The 19,101-nt window shown below is 50.6% G+C and carries 23 protein-coding genes; 2 read left to right on the forward strand and 21 right to left on the reverse strand.

The annotated features are described in order from the left end of the window. Positions 1-318: 318 nt before the first annotated feature. The 20 genes from V2154_RS07250 to V2154_RS07345 form a co-directional block, all read right to left on the reverse strand. Positions 319-624 (reverse strand): hypothetical protein, encoded by a 306-nt coding sequence (locus tag V2154_RS07250; protein WP_353501660.1) that lies wholly within the window; start codon positions 622-624, stop codon positions 319-321. Positions 625-642: 18 nt separating this feature from the next. After that, the gene (locus V2154_RS07255) at positions 643-945 is read right to left on the reverse strand and encodes a TrbM/KikA/MpfK family conjugal transfer protein (protein ID WP_353501661.1); all 303 of its coding nucleotides are present in this window, start codon (positions 943-945) and stop codon (positions 643-645) included. A gap of 49 nt (positions 946-994) precedes the next feature. After that, positions 995-2,023: a P-type DNA transfer ATPase VirB11 gene (gene virB11 / locus V2154_RS07260; protein ID WP_353501662.1), complete on the reverse strand. Its 1,029-nt coding sequence runs from the start codon at positions 2,021-2,023 to the stop codon at positions 995-997. Continuing rightward, positions 2,013-3,317 carry a VirB10/TraB/TrbI family type IV secretion system protein gene (virB10, locus tag V2154_RS07265; RefSeq protein WP_353501663.1) on the reverse strand — a complete coding sequence of 435 codons (1,305 nt, stop codon included), beginning with the start codon at positions 3,315-3,317 and terminating at the stop codon, positions 2,013-2,015. The genes virB11 and virB10 overlap by 11 nt, the downstream gene beginning before the upstream one ends. Next, positions 3,314-4,201: a P-type conjugative transfer protein VirB9 gene (gene virB9 / locus V2154_RS07270; protein WP_353503939.1), complete on the reverse strand. Its 888-nt coding sequence runs from the start codon at positions 4,199-4,201 to the stop codon at positions 3,314-3,316. The genes virB10 and virB9 overlap by 4 nt, the downstream gene beginning before the upstream one ends. Then, a complete protein-coding gene (locus tag V2154_RS07275) occupies positions 4,201-4,884 on the reverse strand; it encodes a VirB8 family type IV secretion system protein (protein WP_353501664.1) in 684 nt (227 codons plus the stop codon). The genes virB9 and V2154_RS07275 overlap by 1 nt, the downstream gene beginning before the upstream one ends. Then, positions 4,877-5,017 (reverse strand): hypothetical protein, encoded by a 141-nt coding sequence (locus V2154_RS07280; RefSeq protein WP_170215684.1) that lies wholly within the window; start codon positions 5,015-5,017, stop codon positions 4,877-4,879. Before V2154_RS07280 ends, V2154_RS07275 begins: the two co-directional genes overlap by 8 nt. 89 nt (positions 5,018-5,106) lie before the next feature. Next, complete coding sequence (locus V2154_RS07285; RefSeq protein WP_353501665.1) at positions 5,107-6,138, reverse strand: TrbL/VirB6 family protein; 1,032 nt, start codon at positions 6,136-6,138, stop codon at positions 5,107-5,109. 73 nt (positions 6,139-6,211) lie between these two features. Next, positions 6,212-6,487, reverse strand: a complete 276-nt coding sequence (locus tag V2154_RS07290; protein WP_353501666.1) for an EexN family lipoprotein — start codon at positions 6,485-6,487, stop codon at positions 6,212-6,214. Between the two features lies 1 nt (position 6,488). Next, complete coding sequence (locus V2154_RS07295) at positions 6,489-7,217, reverse strand: TrbJ/VirB5 family protein (RefSeq protein WP_353501667.1); 729 nt, start codon at positions 7,215-7,217, stop codon at positions 6,489-6,491. A gap of 23 nt (positions 7,218-7,240) precedes the next feature. Then, positions 7,241-9,988: a VirB4 family type IV secretion/conjugal transfer ATPase gene (locus V2154_RS07300; protein WP_353501668.1), complete on the reverse strand. Its 2,748-nt coding sequence runs from the start codon at positions 9,986-9,988 to the stop codon at positions 7,241-7,243. A gap of 11 nt (positions 9,989-9,999) precedes the next feature. Beyond that, entirely contained in the window at positions 10,000-10,278 is a 279-nt protein-coding gene (locus tag V2154_RS07305; protein ID WP_047611357.1) for a TrbC/VirB2 family protein, read from the reverse strand. Next, positions 10,278-10,925, reverse strand: a complete 648-nt coding sequence (locus V2154_RS07310; RefSeq protein WP_353501669.1) for a lytic transglycosylase domain-containing protein — start codon at positions 10,923-10,925, stop codon at positions 10,278-10,280. The genes V2154_RS07305 and V2154_RS07310 overlap by 1 nt, the downstream gene beginning before the upstream one ends. Positions 10,926-10,993: 68 nt before the next feature. Then, entirely contained in the window at positions 10,994-11,215 is a 222-nt protein-coding gene (locus tag V2154_RS07315; protein WP_353501670.1) for a hypothetical protein, read from the reverse strand. A 396-nt stretch (positions 11,216-11,611) separates the two neighbouring features. After that, positions 11,612-11,821 (reverse strand): TraR/DksA family transcriptional regulator, encoded by a 210-nt coding sequence (locus tag V2154_RS07320; RefSeq protein WP_353501671.1) that lies wholly within the window; start codon positions 11,819-11,821, stop codon positions 11,612-11,614. Next, positions 11,811-12,398: a DUF2857 domain-containing protein gene (locus V2154_RS07325; protein ID WP_353501672.1), complete on the reverse strand. Its 588-nt coding sequence runs from the start codon at positions 12,396-12,398 to the stop codon at positions 11,811-11,813. The genes V2154_RS07320 and V2154_RS07325 overlap by 11 nt, the downstream gene beginning before the upstream one ends. Positions 12,399-12,411: 13 nt before the next feature. Beyond that, the gene (locus V2154_RS07330; RefSeq protein WP_047611253.1) at positions 12,412-12,606 is read right to left on the reverse strand and encodes an AlpA family transcriptional regulator; all 195 of its coding nucleotides are present in this window, start codon (positions 12,604-12,606) and stop codon (positions 12,412-12,414) included. Between the two features lie 138 nt (positions 12,607-12,744). Next, entirely contained in the window at positions 12,745-13,671 is a 927-nt protein-coding gene (locus V2154_RS07335; RefSeq protein WP_353501673.1) for a hypothetical protein, read from the reverse strand. Between the two features lie 218 nt (positions 13,672-13,889). Continuing rightward, entirely contained in the window at positions 13,890-15,083 is a 1,194-nt protein-coding gene (locus V2154_RS07340) for an MFS transporter (RefSeq protein ID WP_353501674.1), read from the reverse strand. Between the two features lie 3 nt (positions 15,084-15,086). Beyond that, positions 15,087-15,791: a type 1 glutamine amidotransferase domain-containing protein gene (locus V2154_RS07345; RefSeq protein ID WP_048284456.1), complete on the reverse strand. Its 705-nt coding sequence runs from the start codon at positions 15,789-15,791 to the stop codon at positions 15,087-15,089. 142 nt (positions 15,792-15,933) lie between these two features. Here V2154_RS07345 and V2154_RS07350 point away from each other — a divergent pair, with 142 nt between their 5' ends. Beyond that, the gene (locus V2154_RS07350; RefSeq protein WP_353503940.1) at positions 15,934-16,851 is read left to right on the forward strand and encodes a LysR family transcriptional regulator; all 918 of its coding nucleotides are present in this window, start codon (positions 15,934-15,936) and stop codon (positions 16,849-16,851) included. Positions 16,852-17,277: 426 nt separating this feature from the next. Beyond that, the gene (locus V2154_RS07355) at positions 17,278-18,180 is read left to right on the forward strand and encodes a LysR family transcriptional regulator (RefSeq protein WP_120150986.1); all 903 of its coding nucleotides are present in this window, start codon (positions 17,278-17,280) and stop codon (positions 18,178-18,180) included. A 38-nt stretch (positions 18,181-18,218) separates the two neighbouring features. Here the strand turns inward: V2154_RS07355 and V2154_RS07360 are convergent, their stop codons facing one another. Then, the gene (locus V2154_RS07360) at positions 18,219-19,100 is read right to left on the reverse strand and encodes a polysaccharide deacetylase family protein (RefSeq protein ID WP_128877750.1); all 882 of its coding nucleotides are present in this window, start codon (positions 19,098-19,100) and stop codon (positions 18,219-18,221) included. Between the last annotated feature and the right edge of the window lies 1 nt (position 19,101).

Here is a 19,101-nt window from a genome sequence, read left to right on the forward strand (position 1 = left end):
CCCAAATAAACCGCTGTCGTGGGCGACAGCTTTTCGCTCGCTGGGGCGGCGAAATTTATTCGGCTCCCCCCGGCCGGAAAAATCCGCGTGGGCGCGGCTGTTTGCCGGTGAGGCGCGGCGCCTGAACTATTTTCGCTCCTTAACCCGCGAAAATAATTCTGTCCGCTGCCTCATTTTTACGGCCTGCATTTCTTCGCTCCCTAATCCGCGAAAAATGTGCTGGGCCGTAAAAACCTGAAAACCGCCACGCCTTAAGCCGGACTCGGCTAAAATATTCCGGCGCTATAAGGGGACCTGTGAATAAAACTAAGGCAGGGATTAATAGTGGCTCTCGCGGATTTCCCTGATGATGTCGGAATAACACTGACGACTTTCTTTAATGCTGGTTTCATCCAGCGTAAACCCTCGCCGGTTGGCTTCCTCTGTCAGCGTTATTCTGTCGGTGGCATTCAGCGTTTGCATCAACTGCAATAACCGGCAGACAACCCGGTAGTGATAAATTTCATAATAAAGGCCGCATCCGCGCATCGCCTCATTTTCAATGTGCTCAATAACACAGGCTGCGCGCATGGAATCCCCACGCTGATGTGTCCAGGGATGCTGAATAAAAACCGGGTTGGTCATAAAGATAACCTCCGCTAATTAACTACGACCGCGGCCAAATTTACTGATTATCTGGCTGATAATTGCCGGGTCTGCCGAATCGCACTCAAGTAAAAATGATTTTCTGGCATCGGCCGTATGGTCCGGCAGAAAACCGTGCCTGTTCTTTTTGATGATATTAAAGAATACACGTTCAGCCGAATGGCATTCATTGCCGCCGCCGTTCCCGGTGGCTTTACCGTACATGCATAACACCACTTCACAGGCGTCAGCAGCGATGACGGAAGTTGAATATGACGCCATAGCGCTGAGTAATAATGCGGAGGGTATAACTTTTTTCATTTCGGTCACCTTCATATTTAAACGAGGGTTTTGTATTTCGATATGTTATTTATTGGAGTCCTTTACTGAATACATACCTCATTTCATTGAGATGAAGCGGTTTAAAATAAACATCACTCATCCGGCGTATGTCACCGTGAATATCAATGCTGACTATCACATCAATGCTCTTAAGCACCTTGCGTAACAGCACGTCGAAAGGCATGTTCCGGCAGTCGGGGTTTTCATAGCAGCGGTCAATTAATCCTTCAATACATTCTTCCGGGCTGCCCGCATGCAGGGAGGTTATCAATCCTTCATGCCCTGAACCGACGATTTTCAGTGCATCCCAGGCTTCTTGTCCGCGAATTTCAGCCAGTAATATCCGGTCAGGGTTCATACGATAATTGGCGCGTATCAGCCTGCCGGGCGTGACAATGGCATTATCCCCGGCATCCGCCGGATAAAAGAGATGGACATAATTGGTGTGGTGATAGAACCGGATTTCGGGATTATCCTCGATGGTGGTCAGCCTGAGGTGCCGGGGAATATAGTGCAGCAGCGTTTTCATGTAAGTTGTTTTACCGGAGCCGGTTTCACCGACGATAAAAATCGTCTTGCCGTATTCCACCGCTTTTTCCATAAAGCGGGGAATATCCTCACTCTGATAGTAGCGGGTCAGTTCAACATCTTTGCCTTCCGTTCGCTCCTTACCGCTTACCCGGTTATAAAATCCCGCATCAATCCATGACTGATGCGTTTTCTGCCCGAATGAGGGTTTGCGCAGCGTAATAGACACGGTATTACGCTCACAGGCCGGGGGAATAATGGCCTGAATGCGTTCGCCTGATTCAAGCGTGGCGGAAAGGATCGGCGAGGTGTCGTCGATATTATCGTCCTGCCAGGACGCCAGCGCTCTGGCAAAGGCGTAACACTGGCGCAGCGTAATCGGGGCTTCATGTCTTCGCCATTTCCCCCGGATTTTGGTATGCAGTTCACCCGGCCGGTTAACGGCAATTTCCGTCAGGCCGTCCTGCGCAATAAAATCACCAAACAGCTGGTTTTTCATAAAATCCAGCGACAGGTTTTCAGCGTTCATACCACCTCTTTTTCAGTCGTAGCTGCCAGACGGATGAGAAATCAATGTCGGTGCCGGTCATGATACCGATGACATCACCCTGATTCAGGTAGAGGGTGGGCGGGATATTGATGCTGTTATCCAGCGTCGTTTTCGCCATTTCCGCCGTGGCGGCGCGGGTGTTTTCGGTGTAGTCGGTATTGCGGTCTTTCCCCGGGGCAGCATCCGACGCCGCCGCTGCCACGTCCTGCACCGTACTGAGCATCAGGGCATTGCCGAAGCGTTCCCAGAAGTGGTTGTCGATCCAGCCGGCGATCCCCGCCTCGCCGAGCGGTCCGCTGGCCTGCGTATCAGTTAGCGGGATTTGCAGGCTGCCGGGCTCAGGCGTGCGCAGCTCTGTCCACAGCACAAACATCCGGCTGCGTCCGTGTTGCAGCGCCCCGGTGCGGTAGATGCCACGGGCGACCGTTCCCGCCGGGATCAGCGTCACATGGTTGCTGGCGCTGTAAACATCTTCACTGATCAGGCAGGAAATATGCCCCCCGACATCGGACACGAAGCGCCACATCATCGAACACGGGATATAGCGGTCCACCGGGATATAGAGATCAGGATCGAGTCCCAGTCGTCTGACGCCGGTGACACGGGCGACGCCCGGATTGTCGTTGTTACCCGTTTCCGGCGCGGCAGTATCCGGGCAGCGCAGGCTGCCATCCTTTCCCCTGGTCAGTACTGATGGACAGGATATGTACGTCGTGGATGATGACCGACTGTCGGACGTTTCTGCGTTGCTGCGCGTTTCACCCGGGGACGTGCGTGCAGTATCGCCCTGCATTGTTTGGGCGTTGTTCACCCCGTCAGCCAGCGCGGCTGCCTTGTTCAGGGCGGGTGGGGCCGGTGGCTGCGTTGGTGCGGAGGAGACGGTCTGGCTGACAGGGTCTGTTCCGTCCTGTGTGTGCGGCCCGAACAGGCCAAACGGGTTACTGTCCATGCCCAGATTTTGACGCTCATGCAGCGTCTTCCCGGCGGAAGGCTGCGGCGCGGTGTCGGCTTCTTTCTCATTACCCCCTTTCAATGCACTGAAAAGACGATCGCCGCCGGATGCCAGGGCGATCACCAGAGTCAGACTCAGCAGGCTGACGATCAGCGTGCGGCGACCGGATACCTTACGAAAACGGGTCACTTCCGGCTGGCCGGGGGATGTTCTCTGCTCCGGTTCCTGATACGCCATTGCCGCACGGGCGCGTTCGCGGGCTTCCGCTTCCCGTTCTGCGGTGGTTTTTTCCGGTTCGTCCGGGACAGGTTTATCGGTCATTTCGCCTCCAGCGTAACGGACGGTGAAACAGTGTCGCTACGGGTTATCGGGATGCGCCCGAATCCGTCGTTTTCGATCCCCACCACCGAGGTGCCGTAACGCAACACCAGTTGTGGCGCTGCCGGCACCACCATCACGGTGTAATTACCCTGCTTAACCGTCCGGGGCGTGAGCGCCTGCTCCCGTCCGTTAACCACCCGGAAAACGGAAGGCAGGGTTCTGATGGGGGAAAAACCGATATAGGCAAAACGACCATCATCCCAGGCAAAATCCGGTGCGATGGAGGCCGAACCGGCGGCGACCCGTTTGGTGTAGCGCCAGTTGCGCGGCGTGCTGGCCTGTCCGAATGCCGCTGCTATTTGCTGCTGCTCCTGTCTTTCACGTTGCTGCGTCTGACGTGCGGCGCTGGCGGCGGCGGATTGCTGGCGAACCTCGACCGGATAGTGGTAACGGATAACGAACGCCTGCGCGGGGGAATCGTGGTCCAGCACGTTCAGCTCCAGGCTGTAATCACGCTTTGAGGTCACCACGAAGAGGTTGGTCTTCCAGTCCTTTGCCGTGGGCAGGAACACCTGGCTGACGTTGTTGCCGCTGGCGTCCGTCACCGGCTGGGTGATGGGGTTCGGGCTGACGCCTACCCGGTTATCACTCTTCGTTACCGTCCAGCCTTTAGGAAAGCCCGCTTGCGCATCAATCACAGCTTCATCGTCGTCAAACAGCAGCGTGGTGACGTAGCCCGGGCGGGTATTGACGACCGTGGCGTTCTGGCTGTTATACGATACGTTCTGCATCCGGCTGTCATAGGCGCTGCCGCGCGGGGTGGCGGCGCTCCATGTCGCGCATGACGCCAGTAAGCCCGTCAGGAGCAGGATGTTTTTCAGCATCATTCGCTCCTCAGTTCTTTATCGCGCTGGTAGCTGGTGACGATAAAGCCCAGCGGGTTCACTTCACGCTGACTGTCCGTCAGTTGCTGATGCGGGACATATCGGTAAGTGAGGCGGATATTCCAGAAATCCGTTTTAACTGAATTATCAGAAATACGGCGGAGGGTGCGTTTAATACGCAGTGTTGCCAGGTTATCCGGCCCGGTGGCAGGCGCATGCACATTAGAAATAATGTCGATATAGACGACATATTCGGCTTTATTAAAAATAACGTCCGGAGCCTGGTCGCCGTTAAACCCGTCCAGATAATCCCGGTTCACGCTGTCGCTGTTAAATAACTGTACGTCGTCGTAATCACGCTGGAGGGCGAAATAATTATACCCTTCGCGGAGTCTGACATAGTGTGCCGCCAGTGAATGGGCCAGCGCTTTTTCAGACGCAATATCCCGCTCTTTAATGCGGGTCATATACTCATAACGACCTGTTTGTTTATCCACCGCCCACAATTCAATGTCAGTGGTTTTCAGCGGCAGCAGAATAAGAATGGCCGTAATTGCCAGTGCAGCCAGAATCAGCCCGGCAGCGGCCACCCGCCAGGCAGTTTTGCGGGAACGCTCTTCCTTTTCCAGCAGGATGGATTCAAAAGAGCGCGAGACATTGATGATGCGCTGAATATCAGACATGGTGAGTCAGCTCCTGGATCATGGCGGGGGAATTCACCGGCTGGGGATCGCCGGACACCGGCGGGAGGTTGCCCTGATGCTGCGCGCAGCCCGTAAGCGCGCACAGCACCAGAAGCAAGATGCTGAATTTCATGGAAGCCTCTTATCGGATAAATGCAGGAAAGCCGCACCGCTGGCAGAGGCCACGGCGTGACGGAGAAAAGAAATTAGCGGTCGGGAGGATTAACGGTGACGCTGCTGATTCTGGCGTTTCATGCTTTCGATGGCGGTGGCACGTTTCTGCCAGGCGTTCACGGCTTTGCCCGCCCCTGCGGCAATGAACCTGCCGGTTGTCGCGGCTGCTGCCATGCCACCTTTGGCGGTCAGTCGGCCCCCGGCCTTTATGCCGGGTCTGGCGACGTCGGCAGATTTGCTCGCCAGCCCGCTCAGTCCGCTCATGGCTGCACCCTGTAACACGGCCTGCACGGCGGCACCGCTCAGCGCAGTGGCTATTTTCGCTGAAAAATACACCACGACGCCTGCGGCAACCCCGGCCAGCAAACATTGTGCCGCCAGGGTCACCATATTGCTTTCAGCAGACGTTGCTGTGGCGGCATCCAGTATTTTATTCAGGTAGTTGATGGCGATCCGGACAGACAGAGCAGAGAACATGATCGTTAAGATTGCGGTAAATAGTGTTTTCAGCCAGTTATCAAACATGGGTTTAAGAAAACCGTACAGCAGGCAGAAAATAAAGAGTGGGGCGGTGGTGGTCATTAACAGAATGGTGATTTCGGCGAGCAGGTTGACAAAGGTTGCAGCCAGTAACAGAACGATTGCACCGCCCCAGACCAGCACCTCGGCAAAGCCGCCATTCATTTTAACGTACGTGGAGGTATCGAGATTAAACAGCGTTTGCCCCAGCGCTTGTGCCTTTTCCCACACCGTATCGAGCAGCGCCCAGACATTATCATCGCCGCTGATGCCGTCCTTAAGCCCTTCAATGGCCACAATGATGGCATCCAGCCAGCCCTCGCGGTTTAAAACAAAGGTGGTGATCAGCAACATGCGGCCCACATCCCAGACAACATCCTCAACCGGTGTCTGGAGTTTGCCGCCCAGCGTCTGATACCCGCGATACGTAACAAACAGGGTGAAGGAACTGACGATAATCACACTGATAAGGGTGCCGTAGGTAGAAGACTGACCTTCTAACACGGCATTGAGTCCATCCATGATGTTTTTGTCCATACCAACAAAAATACCACCGGACATGGTGCCTCTCATTAGTCAGGAACAGACAGGGGATAAAAACAGGGAATAACCCCTGTTTTTGTTGGTGGGAATGTTACTGAGTGACGGATTTTCTTTTTTGGGCTTCCTGCTGAAACAGCGTCTCGAATTTTTCCCTGATGCCGGGTTTGCCGGTCTGGGCAAACATGAGTGCTGCCCGGTGTGCAAACTCGCAGTTGTCGCTTGCCTCACCATCCGTGAGGCATTGCGTATAGACCTTATAGGTTTCATCGGGATGTTCTTTATACCAGGCTTCTGATTTCGTCTCTTTACAGCCTGATAAGACGAAAATGCCTGACATGACGCATAAGGTTAATACGGGTTTTAACATGTTAACCTCCCAATAGAGAGTTCAGATCGGCAACGGGCGCAGTTAATTGCTGTTGCTCAAAAGCTTTCTGTTTTTGCTGTTCCAGCAGCGTTGCTCGCTGTTCAGTCTGTTTGACTGACATTTCCCACTGGCTGGTCAGCGCATTCAATTGTACGCTTTTGGCTGCGATGGCGTTAGCCAGGTCCTGTGACTCTTTCGAATCCTGCGCATTAGCAATACGGTCTGATAAATCTGATATATCGCCGAGCGTGCCCGTGATCTTGTTTTCAACCTCGGACGTATTTTCTATCGCTACGGCCTGATTCAGGATCATCTGTTTGCAGCTGTCCAGATAGCGTTGTGAAGCGCTGGACGGGTTACAGGTATCGAACGTTTTATATTTGTTATACAAGCTATTAAGTTCAGACGAATATGACCCGCTTTGGTTGCTCAGCAGGTCATCCAGTGAAATACCATTTTGACGAAGATTATCGATATCGGTTTTCAGACTTTTGGCCTCGCGGAGAAATGCCTGAACGTCACGTACGCCCGTTGCCGTGGCTAATTGCTGCTTATAGGCATCCAGTTCACTTCTGTAATGGGTGACGGTTTCCTGCCACTGCTGGAGTTTCTGGATCCACTGATTCATGGATTCGGTATTCTGTACGGCGTCAAATACCGGTATTCCGGCGCTCATCGCCTGGGTGGAAATCAACAACGATAATGCCAGTATGGTATCTTTGAATCGCATTTTAATTACCTCCGACATGAATATTACAGGGCTTGTTCAAGGAAGGCGGCTTTCCAGTCATCAGGCTGCATTCCTTCCTGATACAGGGTGTCGAACAGTTTCAGGTTGTCTTCGCTGCCGCTCAGCATTTTGGTGAGTTTCCCGAGGCCCGATAAATCCATTTTCGCCATCGCCACAAAAGGTCGGGTTTCACCCGCGCGTAACGGCGTTTTCAGGACCACCATAGAGCGCTCTCCCGGATCGAGGTTTCTGACGATGTCGTACACGCTTTCCGGCACTTTCATCTTTTCCACGTAATCCGCCCGGCTGGCCTTCGGGTTGGCGAGAAATATCTGCGTGCTGCACTGCTCGATAATCGCCGGGGCAATCGGGTGCTTGACGATTTCGTCAGGCGACTGCGTGGCGGGGATGAAGATGCCGTTCAGCTTGCGGATCACTTTCAGCATATTGAGCGAGAAGCGGGAAAATTCGACATCGGCCAGCCATTTCCAGAACTCGTCCATGAACATCACCAGCCGGCGACCGTCCAGCAGGCTGGTGACGCGGTACAGCAGATAAAACGTGACGGGGCCGCGAATATCGTCATCATCGAGAAATTCCGTACCGTCGATACCCACGTTATCAATGTTGCTGATGTTGAAGGTGTCCTCCTCATTGTCGAATACCCAGCCGAACTCGCCGCCCTGCGCCCACTGTTTAAGGCGGATACGCAGCCCGTTGATGCGGGCGTCGGGGGTTGGCGGCTCCGGCAGGACTTCCAGCAGTCGGGTGATACCGAACTTGCGGTATTCCGAGGGGTAGTCGAGCATAATGGTATCCACGGCGGCACTGATCCGCTCCTCATCGCGCGGATCGAGCGGCTTGCCGTTGCGGCCGCACAGCATGCGCACCAGTTGTTTGATAAAGCTGATATTCCGCCGGGTTGGGGCCAGCGAAAACGGGTTAAACCCGGTGGGAGTGCCGGTGCGGATACGGAAGTAGCGTCCGCCCATCTGGCGTATTGCCATCTCCGCCGCCCGGTCCTTGTCGAAATACACCGTGGTGAACCGCTGGATTGTGGCTGAGGCGGAGAACGTCGCCGGATTGCGGTACTTCTGCATCAGTTGCTGCATGACGGTCATCAGCATCGTTTTCCCGGAGCCGGTTTTACCTATAATCGCTGTATTACCCGGCGTTTTTTCGTTGAAGTCATCCCGCCCGCTCTGGCTGTCGTGCAGGTTCAGGTAATACCCGCCGCCGCCAGGGGATTTGAGTATCCCGATGGCGTCACCCCAGGGATTGCCGCTCCGCTTGTGGGAATGAAAGTTGTGCAGGCTCGCCAGATCGGCAAAGTTCTGGCTGCTGACGGCCACCAGACGGGGGCGCAACGTATACACCCCCGGCAGTTGCGCCAGGTACGCGGCGGGCAGCGACAGCGTGGACAGCGTCGTCATGATGCCGAGGTCGGCGAAAGGCTGCGCCAGCGCGTTGGTGTCCTTCACCACCTGCTCGGCGCTGTCTGAGGATACCAGCAGGGAGAAGTGGTATTTCCCGCAGGACACATGCCCGGACTGGAGCAGGTCACGCAGGACAATCAGCTCTTCGCGCTGTGAAATGGCGTCGTCGTCCGCCGAATTCAGGCGCTTTTCCGCCAGGCGAATATGCTTCTGCGCCTCATCGCGGGCCATGCAGGTGAAGGACTGCGTCAGCACGTACTCGCTTTCGGCATACAGCAGCGCGTCCAGCAGGCCGGTCGCGGTTTCAGGCGAATAATCTTTGATTTCCAGACTGCGGAAAAAACGGGAGCCGCCGACGGTCTGGCACTCGGCGGTGTCGGTGGTAAAAAAGACATCCGGCGTGCTTAATGTTTCATAAAACGGCGCACGCGTGACCGCCACCTTTTGCCACTTGCCGGTGAGCAGGCGGTGATAAAAGGACAGCTGGGCGGAATACACCCGCCCGTTGCCTTCATACATCCCCAGTGGCGTCGCCGTATAGCGAGACAGCGCCGAAGCCAGCGCATCCCGGTGTTCCAGCATTACTTTCAGGGCATCATCCAGCACCGCTTTGCGTTTACCGGACGGCTGTCCCTTCATGGCCTTTTTCTCCAGCGGAGAGAAGGGCGCATAGCAGACGGTGAAAAACAGCCGGTGCCGCCAGAACGATTTTTCGCTGATCGGCTGGTAATACAGCCGGGTCACTTCATCAGAAAAGGGAATACCTGAATTTGCATCAAAGGCAGCGTGGTATTTTTCCCGGATACGGTGAAGATAGAAAGTGACCGGCAGGCCTTCATATGCACGAATCACGTTATTGAGATGCGTCGCCATTAACGTCAGGTGATGTTCGTCCTCGCATTCAAAAACGGTGCCCTCCAGCTCCCAGCTGGCAACCAAATCACCCTGGCGGTTTCTTATTACCTGGGGATGGATATGGGAGGAGTAGGGAATATGTTTATCCAGCGTAACGCGCTCGTTTAACTTCATCTTTTCAATAAACTCCGAAACGTCGACAGCGTCATAGCGGTTTGCCAGCAGGGCATTAGCACCAAAATGTTTATTGGTGCCAAACCGGCCACGGGTTTTAAAGGCCAGCCAGAGCAGCCCGAAATAGTGAATATCGGTTCTGGCCTTTGCCTTCATCTCCAGCCAGGCGGGAATAAGCAGTAATATCAGGTAATAGCTGACATAGACCGCCAGCAGGACGATGGCCCCGCTGACCATCACGAACGGCACGAGGGGAATACCGGCTATGGCGGCAGGTCGCGTCAGCGCTTTGTTCAGCGTAGCCATCGTTGCCTCCCTTATGACGCCCAGTAGGCACCGAAACCTGACGCACCGACGATGAGGATGGCGCCAATGATGACGTTGCGCATGTCATGCAGGCTCTTGCCGTCAAACAAGACTTTGTATCCCACCCACATGGTGGCCAGCGTGATTGTGACGGCGGCCAGTCCGAGCAGGCCGGTAGAGGTGTTGCTCAGCGTCTCATTGGCTTTATTAAACCCGCTGTCTGCTGCCAGCACCGGGCTTGCCATTAACAGGCAAGTGAGGACGGGCCAGTCAGTCTGTTTTCGTTTCATCATTCTTCCTCCTGGGGGCCGGGAATGGGTAACGCGCCGCGTATCACGGCATTGGGGTAGCGCAGGGATGCCAGTACTGGCGTGGCGTTATCGGTAAGCTCGCCACGCATGACGGCGGTGGGGTAATGGATTTCCGGCATGAGCTTTTCGGCGGGAGGTCGCTGCCGGTCTTCCCGCGTTGACGGTACGGCGTAGCCGATGCGCTGGATGTAGCTGGTCTGGTTAAATGTGGATTCCGGCTGTTGGCCGGTCGTGAAATTTCCCGAGTAGTAGCAACTGAGCGCACGCTTCAGGGAACCGCCGCGGTGGTAGCAGTCGGTGAGGATCTGCTCAAACACGGACAGGTTGGTACAGGGGTCAAGAAGGTCACGGGCGGTCACGCCGTAATGACGGAAATTGGTGCTGGTGATTTGCATCAGCCCGACCGAATAACGTCGGCCCTGTGCCGCCAGCCGTCCGGTGAGACTGACGGCCTCATCCTTGCTTGTGGGGAAATGTGAAGTCACGCCTTTGCCACCGGGCAGAATTTCAGCGATGGCATACGGATTCAAACCGGATTCGACCCGTGCCACATCGAGTGCCGTAGACGGGTGAACGCTGGCGGCGCACTGCATCGACAGCGTAAGAAAGGCTGTGGTGGATAGCATGGTGGCCTCTTAACAGTCAGCCCGGCGGGTGTATACCAAGCCCCTGCCGGAGGAAGGTCAAAAGCGGATTAAGCAGAGGCGGTATCCTGCGAAATGCCGCTATCTTCTCTGGGTTCAAGCAGCACCAGCTTGCCGGAGACAGCAATACCGGGTGTCAGCATGATATTCAGGCCAGACTTACCGTTATGAGCAAACGCCACGCCAACCCTGGTCCAATACGTGTTTATTTCGCCCTGTGCATCGGGTTGACTTTCCTGGGTGACAAATACTTGATAAATGGGTTTTCGCATGAGGCCTCCTCTACTAAAAACAACGATGAGTTAAATAAATGTCACATCCCAATTCTGCATTCCGGTTTTAACGGGTCAGCGAGAACATTCAGCGGCACCCTGAATTGTGGTTTCATGACAGCCCGAACCTTATTTTTAAAGAGCAACGCCTGATTCAGGCGAATTAACGTCAATACGGGTAACTATTATGTAATGACGCTTTCAGGATCAGATATCCGGGGCGGTATATAAACGATAAATTCAAAGTTAAAATGAGAGAGATAAATTAGCGGTAGAAGGGGATAAGCTTTGGGGTAAATAAAAGGAAGTGAAATATCTAATAAAGACGACTGTGGATTTATAGTTAATGATAGAGACATGCAGGGGAAATATTCCTGCATGTCTCTGTGACCATTATTAACGTCTTCGGCGTTCAAGTTTTTCCTGACATTCCGTGCAGGTGGTTATGCCCGGAAGTGCCTGCCGTCGCTTTTCAGGAATGAGCTTACCGCATACACGACAATGGAATAATGATGGCGTAGACCCTGGCTTAAAACGGCTCTGTTCAATCATCTCTTCCAGTCGTTGCTCATTAAATTCCTGATCGCGGTCGATCTCATCCGGCATGGGCGGCCCTCCGGTCTGACGCCTCCCGTTCGCAAAGTGCGATACGCTTCCAGACGATGGTCAGTGACAACCCTTCGACTTTCGGCAGCAGGGTTTGCGTTACCTGCATCATGGCGGCCAGTGCATCGGTCGATTCCAGGTTGGCCACCCGGCATTGTTGCCATTGCCGCCAGATGGCCGCATCCGTATCTTCGTCCGGCTCTGGCGTCCGGCCATAAGGCACACGGATGCCCAGCAACCGGCGGCGAAGGCAAACTTCGTTGGAGGTGAGGCCAAAATACTTGTTGAGTAGCGCAATTGACCCGCCGAGCCGGATGGCGTGGTTGATACGTTGCTGCTGCAGAACCTCCTCACGTGATTTCGCCAGAAGCAGGTGTAATGCGTCGTGATGAACCGTCACAGCCAAAAACTGCGCAGACTCCCGACTGATGATAAACAGCTCGTCTAGTGATAATTGGTTGAGGGCATTCATTTCGTCGAAAGTGAATCCTAGCGATTCACAGTGACGAATATTGCCATCCTTCAATGCATGCAGGGCATCGGTTAAAACGGCGTAGTTCAGTGACGGGATAATCATGGTGTTTCTCCCTTCAGCTTATTGAGCGGCGGACTAATTTAATATTGATCCATTCGTCAATTTCCGATTCGAGCCAGGCGACACTGGCCGGGCCAATCTTGATTGAGCGGGGGAAGGTGCCGTCTTTCATATACAGATAGATTTGAGAGCGCTTCAGGCCAGTTTTTTCTTCAACCTGTTTCAGACGTAATAACTGATGAGATGTCACGGTATTCTCCTGTGGCAGATATAGCGCTAGCCGGGAGATAACACGACAACACAAAATAGTGGTGTGGAGAAAGGTGATGAACCCGTATTACGGAAAATCCAATCCTTAATACGGGTTTTCATAGCGAAGGGCATCATCTTACTTTTGTGTTGGTAGGGAAGGGGGCGAGCCGCGCTCAAGCGCAGTCTTGAGCGTGTCGCCACTGAATCGATCGGTAATGCCTTCCTCAGATGCCCATTGTTCAAAAATGGACAATAGTTTATACGGTTGCATGATTAACGGACTGATAGTTTCATTATTTTTGCAGGCAAGCCAGAAGAGGCGTGATAGAGGGGTGGATATACGAGTTGGAGACGGTTGAAGTATTTCTTTTTCGATCGGTTTGTTGATCAGTTTCTCAAGTTCACTTTTTCTGAGGACAAAGCAGGCATCACTCGGTAATTCATGCATAGGAAAATAATATTTATGCGAATCTTTCTTTGTAGCGTTTAGTATTATATCTTCGTAATCATCTGATGAAATATCTTTAGGTAGCCTTTTTACGTGTCGTTCGATTCTTTCATGCCATGTCATCTTTTCGAAAAGTTGAAACGTTTCCCCAAATAAACAAACGGTAATGCCATAATTATCCGACTTTGCTCCTGTTACAGGTGATGGTATCTTTAATGAATGTGCAAGTAAACGCTGTATAAGGACATATTCATATCCGAGCAATGTTGTGTCAATGACTCTTTGTACAGGGTGGATATATCTTCCTTCAGTACTGAAAGTTAAATTGTTTTCGCTGACAAAGGAAATTTCGGCAAGCATGAATGATTTCATCGGTGACGAACTTTTTAATGGTCTTAGCTTTAATTTATGATTTCGTGATTTAATTTTCCTCAATATTATTGGGGATTGAAAATATATTGAAAACCGAATTTTCCCTTGCAGAGCAAATCGATAAAAATCACTTTTTCTTATTTTACACCCATTCAATCCATTGAGAAGTCTTACCGCCTCCCTGATAGTTATCCAGTCTGGAATTCCATCTCTAATGTTTAGGTAAGTTGGATTGTCTGACATAATACATCTCCTTTCACACAATGATATTGCTGATGAATTTCGCTGTGTTTTTGAAAGATGTTTAAAATTCTGATTGATATGAAATAGATCAGAATGATATAGGATTATTTTATAAAATAAAAAAACCTATGTTTGGTTGGGACATTTTTCAAAGAGGTAAAATAAAATGGCTCAGTGATTTGGTGTTCACTGAGCCATTTTAAATACTATGTGTACTATCATGAGTAATCGGAGGTGGTGCGTCTTTTATTCGAATTTATTTGTAATAACATCCACAAAATACCAACGATTACCACTCCGCCTCCAACCCAAGTAGGGCTTGTAAGACCAGTAACATCCAGTGCTACACCCCCCAATAGCGACCCTAATGCAATTCCTCCGTTAAAACCGGCAATATTCAGTCCTGCTGCCACAGCTGGAGCTTCAGGTGCATGTATGTGAGCTAGCCCTATCACTCTTGCTTGCATTGAGGGGACCGCTGCGTATGTCAATGCTCCAAGCAAACCAATAAACAGTGCCATTAACATTAAGGATGAGACAGAGAACCACATAGCAAAGAGGACGATCGCCAGACCAATAAGAATTGTCATCACGGCATGGTCTGCACCTTGCTTGTCAGTCAGGCGACCACCCCAGACATTCCCGATAGCGGCCATCACGCCGTAGACCAACATAAGCAAACTACTCGTACGCTCGTCTACATGCGTTACCTGAAGTAGAATTGGGGAAATATATGTATACAGGGCAAAAGATCCTGCATAGGCCAAAACTGTAATTCCTGCTCCCGCAAGCAGTAGTGGGTTGAACATGGCTTTTAAACCGTCCATGGCATTTGCTTGCAAGGAGGGATCATTTTGATCCGTGGGCATCAGCATTGCCAATCCAATAAAACCGATCGCTCCACTTGCCGTTACTGCCATGAATATAGACTGCCAACTCAACAGACTACCGATGTAGGTACCAAGTGGTACGCCTAATGCCAACGCAATTGTAAGACCGCCAAAAACGACCGAAACAGCGGCGCCAGCACGATGTCGCCCAGCCAGTTGGGTTGCCACACTTGAAGCAACAGCAAGAAACACTCCGTGCCCTAAACCGGAAGCAAATCGTGCAATCAACATCGGCGTTAGGGACTCAGACGCACCGACGATACCATTGCCAACTGTAAACAGGCCCATAGCAACAAGTAATAATCTTTTACGAGGCCATCGTGTTGCCAACGCAGTTAATCCCGGAGCACCAATTACGGCACCGAGGGCGTAGGCTGTCACCGCTGTACCTACATGACTGACACTGACGTTTAGATCAGCTGATATCCTGGAAACTAAGCCGATCGTGACAAATTCAGTGAATCCCAAAGCAAAAGCGCAGAGTGCAAAGACATATATAACAAAAGGCATGCGTTCTTTCATAACTCAGGCTCTTCTATTTTCAATAGAAGCCAACAAAGGCAGCATTGCCTCAGCGACTCCTTTTGCGGAAGCGGGATTCTGTCCGGTCACTAATCTCTCGCTGACAATCACCTGTGGCTGAAAATTTGCGGCTGCAAGATGCTCAGCACCTCTTTGCTTCAGCGTGTCTTCAAGTAAGAATGGAACAATGTCGTACAACCCTACAGCACGTTCTTCATCGTTGGTAAAAGCTGACACCTTTTTGCCCGCAACCAGATATTCATTATCGGAAAGCCGAATATTCACCAATCCGGCGGGGCCATGACAAACCGCAGCGACAACGCCACCCTTTTCATAAATTCGTGATGAAACACCCGCCAACTCTATATTGTCAGGGAGATCCCACATCGTCGCATGCCCTCCTGCATAGAAGACGGCGTCATAGACGTCAGGATCAATCTGGGAGGGTTTTAATGTGGTTTTAGTTGCCTCGCGTAAGGAATCATTATTCCAAAAGGAGGCGTTAACCGGATCGCTGAGGTCTAAACCGTCAACATGTGTCTTGCCCCCCTTGGGACTCACGAAATCAATTTCATAACCTTCTTTTGTGAGTACATCGTAGGGGTGAGACACCTCAGAAAGATAGAAACCACTGGGTGCGGCATCTTTACTCTCGGCTTGACCTTTACGGTCATGGCTGGTCAATACAAACAGGATACGTTTAGGCATTTTAACTTCCTCTATATGGGGGGACTTAAAGCAAAATTCTTCTGACTACATGCGACATAACAGACTTGTCATATTGAGTCTTATTGTGGAACAATCTATTTATCCTTTAAATAGACCTAAACGGACAAACACTTACCCCAAAATGAACAAAATAAACTTGAGAAATGACGACCTTGAAGTGTTTTTACACGTCGTCGACAGAAACAATTTCTCTGCCGCAGCACGAGACCTACAGATACTCCCCAAGATGGTGAGCAAGCAGATAGCCAGGCTGGAAACTGCACTTGGCACTACACTTTTTGAAAGAAACACCCGTAATCTACGTATTACAGACGAGGGCAGAGCTATAGCTGAGAGGGCTCGCGTAGCGTTGGCCGTTCTGGATGAGATGAAGGAACTTTCCCGAGGGGAAAGTGAGGAGTTAAGCGGAAATATTCGTTTGACTGCGCCCGCACCGTTTGGCCGAAAATATGTTGCTCCTGCTATCGCTGCATTCTGCCAAGTACATCCGAGGGTGGGCTTTGATTTAAGGTTATCTGACCAAATCCAGGATCTTTACAGTGGTGATTTCGATCTGGCTATTCGTATGGGGGATCTGGCTGATTCTCGCCTTCTGGCCAGAAAAATAGCAAATAATAGACGTATTCTCATCGCATCGTCCGAATATCTGAATAATCATCCACCCATTGAGCGACCAGAAGATCTTTTAAATCACAACTGCTTAGTATTCGCTTACCCGGGTTTTTTACACAATTCATGGACGTTACGTAAAGCCGGTCATGAAAGAAGCATCAGTGTTACTGGCAACCTTATCAGTGACAACGGAGACGTATTGCATGCCTGGAGTTTGGCGGGGCTTGGCATATCTCTTCGAGAAACTTGGGATATTCATGATGAATTGAGAGCTGGGAAACTTTGCCGAGTTCTGCCTGATTGGGAAGCAAACACATCTCAGATCAGTGTTGTCCGGGCGCGGCGAGAACCAATACCCCGTAGGCTAAGTGTATTTATTGATTTCATCACTGAAAAATGGAAACGTGCACCATGGGATGATGATTAATGTTCCGAGAGGTAGTCCGAACCGGTCTAAAAGAAGCTAACCGCTTCGCTGACCAACGGAATTTGTGATAACTCGATTTGAGTTGAGGTTGTCAACGTTAATAGATAAAAATACATTGATTGTTTAGCCAATTTAAAGGGTTAGCGGCTATCACTCCCCAGAGTATGTAATAGAAGACAACACGCCAATCCGAATCTCATGGCATGCCTGAAACCTTAATGCCAACCAGGTGTAACGCACGTAAAATATAGTTATATCAATGGGTTATCTTGATATATTCTATCATTACCCTATAAAATCCTTTAATTGTTAAAATAAGTTAATATGTATAGAAGCATTAACGGAACATGTTTATAACATTATACTGTGCAGGCTTTCGATTTTATGTCGTAATCGGAGAGCTTCAGGCTCTTAAGGATGCGCAGTATGAGCTATCTGGTTCAGTTACGAAGTTTTGTTGAAGTATACAAAGCTGGTTCGATTTCAAAAGCGGCAATGCGGTTGGGCATAAGCCAGCCTGCAATGTCTGCCCACATTCATTCACTTGAGGCTTTTACCGGGTGTGTTCTCTTTACTCGTCGTTCACATGGTGTGGTGGCTACAGTGGATGGGGAGGAATTGGCGAGATTGGTGGCTTCAGATTTAGAAACGATTGAACTGAAGTTGTCGATGCTTAGATCACGTACAAGGAAGTCCTCGGGGACAGTATCTTTCATCGGGCCAGCAGAATTAATGTGGTCAAAATTACCGTACTTGGTGAAAATATTATTCAATGAAGGTATTAAATTTAAAGTTTTGACAGGAAATAGGAAGCGCATATACAGCTGTCTTCTGGACGGAAGTTGTCAACTAGGTTTCACAACTTCTATGCCGGATAAACAAAAATTTGGATATGCTGAAATTGGAATGGAAAAGTTAATAGTTGTGGTAGCGTCACTCATAGCAGACAACTTCAAAGAAAACGAGGACGTGATTGATACGCTGTTGAAGCTTCCTCTAATAGCTTACGATGAACAGTTACCCTTGATAAGGGAAGTTTTCCAGGATTCTTCGCGATTTTTTGCACTGCTTCGTCCGTCTATTACTGTACCGGATTTGCGGATTTTAGAAAGAATGATCCGAGAAAATATTGGTTGGACTGTGATGCCTGAGTATTTATGCGCCCAAAGCATAGCAGGAGGTCAGATCGTTGAAGTGAATGTCCATGAGAGACTCCCTATAAATTCAATCTATTTGGTATGGATTGATAGCTCATTACGTAACCCACTCGTTTCAGGAATCAGAGACAGAATTCTCGAACTATCAAAAAATAGCGGATTTATGGTTTGAAATACATAAAACAGGCAGCCTTATCGGCTGCCGTGTCATTATTTTGTCCGTGGAGATCGCTTGGCAAAGTCATCTGCAATGTCATTCAATTTTAGGAATTTCACCCCTGGGTGACCGAGCATATGTGTTAAGAGGCGTTCGAGCATCATTAATACGTGCGGGCGACCAGATACGTCCGGGTGAATCGTAAAAGTAAAGATCGCATATTCATGCTCACGGTAGACCCAATCGAATTGATCCCTCCACAACTGTTCGATGTCCCTGGGATTCATGAAACCTTGGCTGTTGGGTTTTGTTTTCATGAACATGAAAGGAGGAATATCGTCGATTGTCCAACTGGCGGGTAATTCAATAAGGTCCGTCTCTTCTCCGCGTACCAGCGGTTTCATCCATTCGGTCGGTGTCTTGGAATAATCTATCTTGGTCCAGGAATCACCTTTCCTGACATAATAAGGCTGATGATCATGATGCATTAGTGAATGGTCATATTTGATGCCATTTTCTAATAGAAGATCTGTGGTTACAGGAGAAAATTCCCACCATGGAGCGACATACCCAGTAGGTCTCTCCCCTGTTAATTTTGTGACCATGTCAATGCCTTTTAGAAGGACTTCTCTTTCTTGGTCAGGCGACATAGATATTGGGTTTTCATGACTGTAATTATGAACCCCTACCTCATGTCCAGCATTGACAACTGCTTCCATTTGCCGAGGAAAGGTTTCAATGGAATGACCAGGCATAAACCAGGTGGTGGGGATATTAAACTGGTCAAATAGATTCAGAAGACGTGGAGTTCCTACTTCGCCAGCGAACATACCGCGAGATATATCGCTTGGAGAATCTTCTCCCCCATAAGAAGATAGCCAGCCTGCAACGGCATCTACACCCACTCCAAAACCACATAGTATTTCTTTCGCCATG

Source organism: Ewingella sp. CoE-038-23 (assembly GCF_040419245.1).
Taxonomy (GTDB): Bacteria; Pseudomonadota; Gammaproteobacteria; order Enterobacterales; family Enterobacteriaceae; genus Ewingella; species Ewingella allii.

Excerpts from the sequence above, each read along its gene's own strand:
- V2154_RS07250 (WP_353501660.1), bottom strand. The coding sequence starts at position 624 with ATGACCAACCCGGTTTTTATTCAGCATCCCTGGACACATCAGCGTGGG.
- V2154_RS07255 (WP_353501661.1), bottom strand. The coding sequence starts at position 945 with ATGAAAAAAGTTATACCCTCCGCATTATTACTCAGCGCTATGGCGTCA.
- virB11 (WP_353501662.1), bottom strand. The coding sequence starts at position 2,023 with ATGAACGCTGAAAACCTGTCGCTGGATTTTATGAAAAACCAGCTGTTT.
- virB10 (WP_353501663.1), bottom strand. The coding sequence starts at position 3,317 with ATGACCGATAAACCTGTCCCGGACGAACCGGAAAAAACCACCGCAGAA.
- virB9 (WP_353503939.1), bottom strand. The coding sequence starts at position 4,201 with ATGCTGAAAAACATCCTGCTCCTGACGGGCTTACTGGCGTCATGCGCG.
- V2154_RS07275 (WP_353501664.1), bottom strand. The coding sequence starts at position 4,884 with ATGTCTGATATTCAGCGCATCATCAATGTCTCGCGCTCTTTTGAATCC.
- V2154_RS07280 (WP_170215684.1), bottom strand. The coding sequence starts at position 5,017 with ATGAAATTCAGCATCTTGCTTCTGGTGCTGTGCGCGCTTACGGGCTGC.
- V2154_RS07285 (WP_353501665.1), bottom strand. The coding sequence starts at position 6,138 with ATGTCCGGTGGTATTTTTGTTGGTATGGACAAAAACATCATGGATGGA.
- V2154_RS07290 (WP_353501666.1), bottom strand. The coding sequence starts at position 6,487 with ATGTTAAAACCCGTATTAACCTTATGCGTCATGTCAGGCATTTTCGTC.
- V2154_RS07295 (WP_353501667.1), bottom strand. The coding sequence starts at position 7,217 with ATGCGATTCAAAGATACCATACTGGCATTATCGTTGTTGATTTCCACC.
- V2154_RS07300 (WP_353501668.1), bottom strand. The coding sequence starts at position 9,988 with ATGGCTACGCTGAACAAAGCGCTGACGCGACCTGCCGCCATAGCCGGT.
- V2154_RS07305 (WP_047611357.1), bottom strand. The coding sequence starts at position 10,278 with ATGAAACGAAAACAGACTGACTGGCCCGTCCTCACTTGCCTGTTAATG.
- V2154_RS07310 (WP_353501669.1), bottom strand. The coding sequence starts at position 10,925 with ATGCTATCCACCACAGCCTTTCTTACGCTGTCGATGCAGTGCGCCGCC.
- V2154_RS07315 (WP_353501670.1), bottom strand. The coding sequence starts at position 11,215 with ATGCGAAAACCCATTTATCAAGTATTTGTCACCCAGGAAAGTCAACCC.
- V2154_RS07320 (WP_353501671.1), bottom strand. The coding sequence starts at position 11,821 with ATGCCGGATGAGATCGACCGCGATCAGGAATTTAATGAGCAACGACTG.
- V2154_RS07325 (WP_353501672.1), bottom strand. The coding sequence starts at position 12,398 with ATGATTATCCCGTCACTGAACTACGCCGTTTTAACCGATGCCCTGCAT.
- V2154_RS07335 (WP_353501673.1), bottom strand. The coding sequence starts at position 13,671 with ATGTCAGACAATCCAACTTACCTAAACATTAGAGATGGAATTCCAGAC.
- V2154_RS07340 (WP_353501674.1), bottom strand. The coding sequence starts at position 15,083 with ATGAAAGAACGCATGCCTTTTGTTATATATGTCTTTGCACTCTGCGCT.
- V2154_RS07345 (WP_048284456.1), bottom strand. The coding sequence starts at position 15,791 with ATGCCTAAACGTATCCTGTTTGTATTGACCAGCCATGACCGTAAAGGT.
- V2154_RS07350 (WP_353503940.1), top strand. The coding sequence starts at position 15,934 with ATGAACAAAATAAACTTGAGAAATGACGACCTTGAAGTGTTTTTACAC.
- V2154_RS07355 (WP_120150986.1), top strand. The coding sequence starts at position 17,278 with ATGAGCTATCTGGTTCAGTTACGAAGTTTTGTTGAAGTATACAAAGCT.
- V2154_RS07360 (WP_128877750.1), bottom strand. The coding sequence starts at position 19,100 with ATGGCGAAAGAAATACTATGTGGTTTTGGAGTGGGTGTAGATGCCGTT.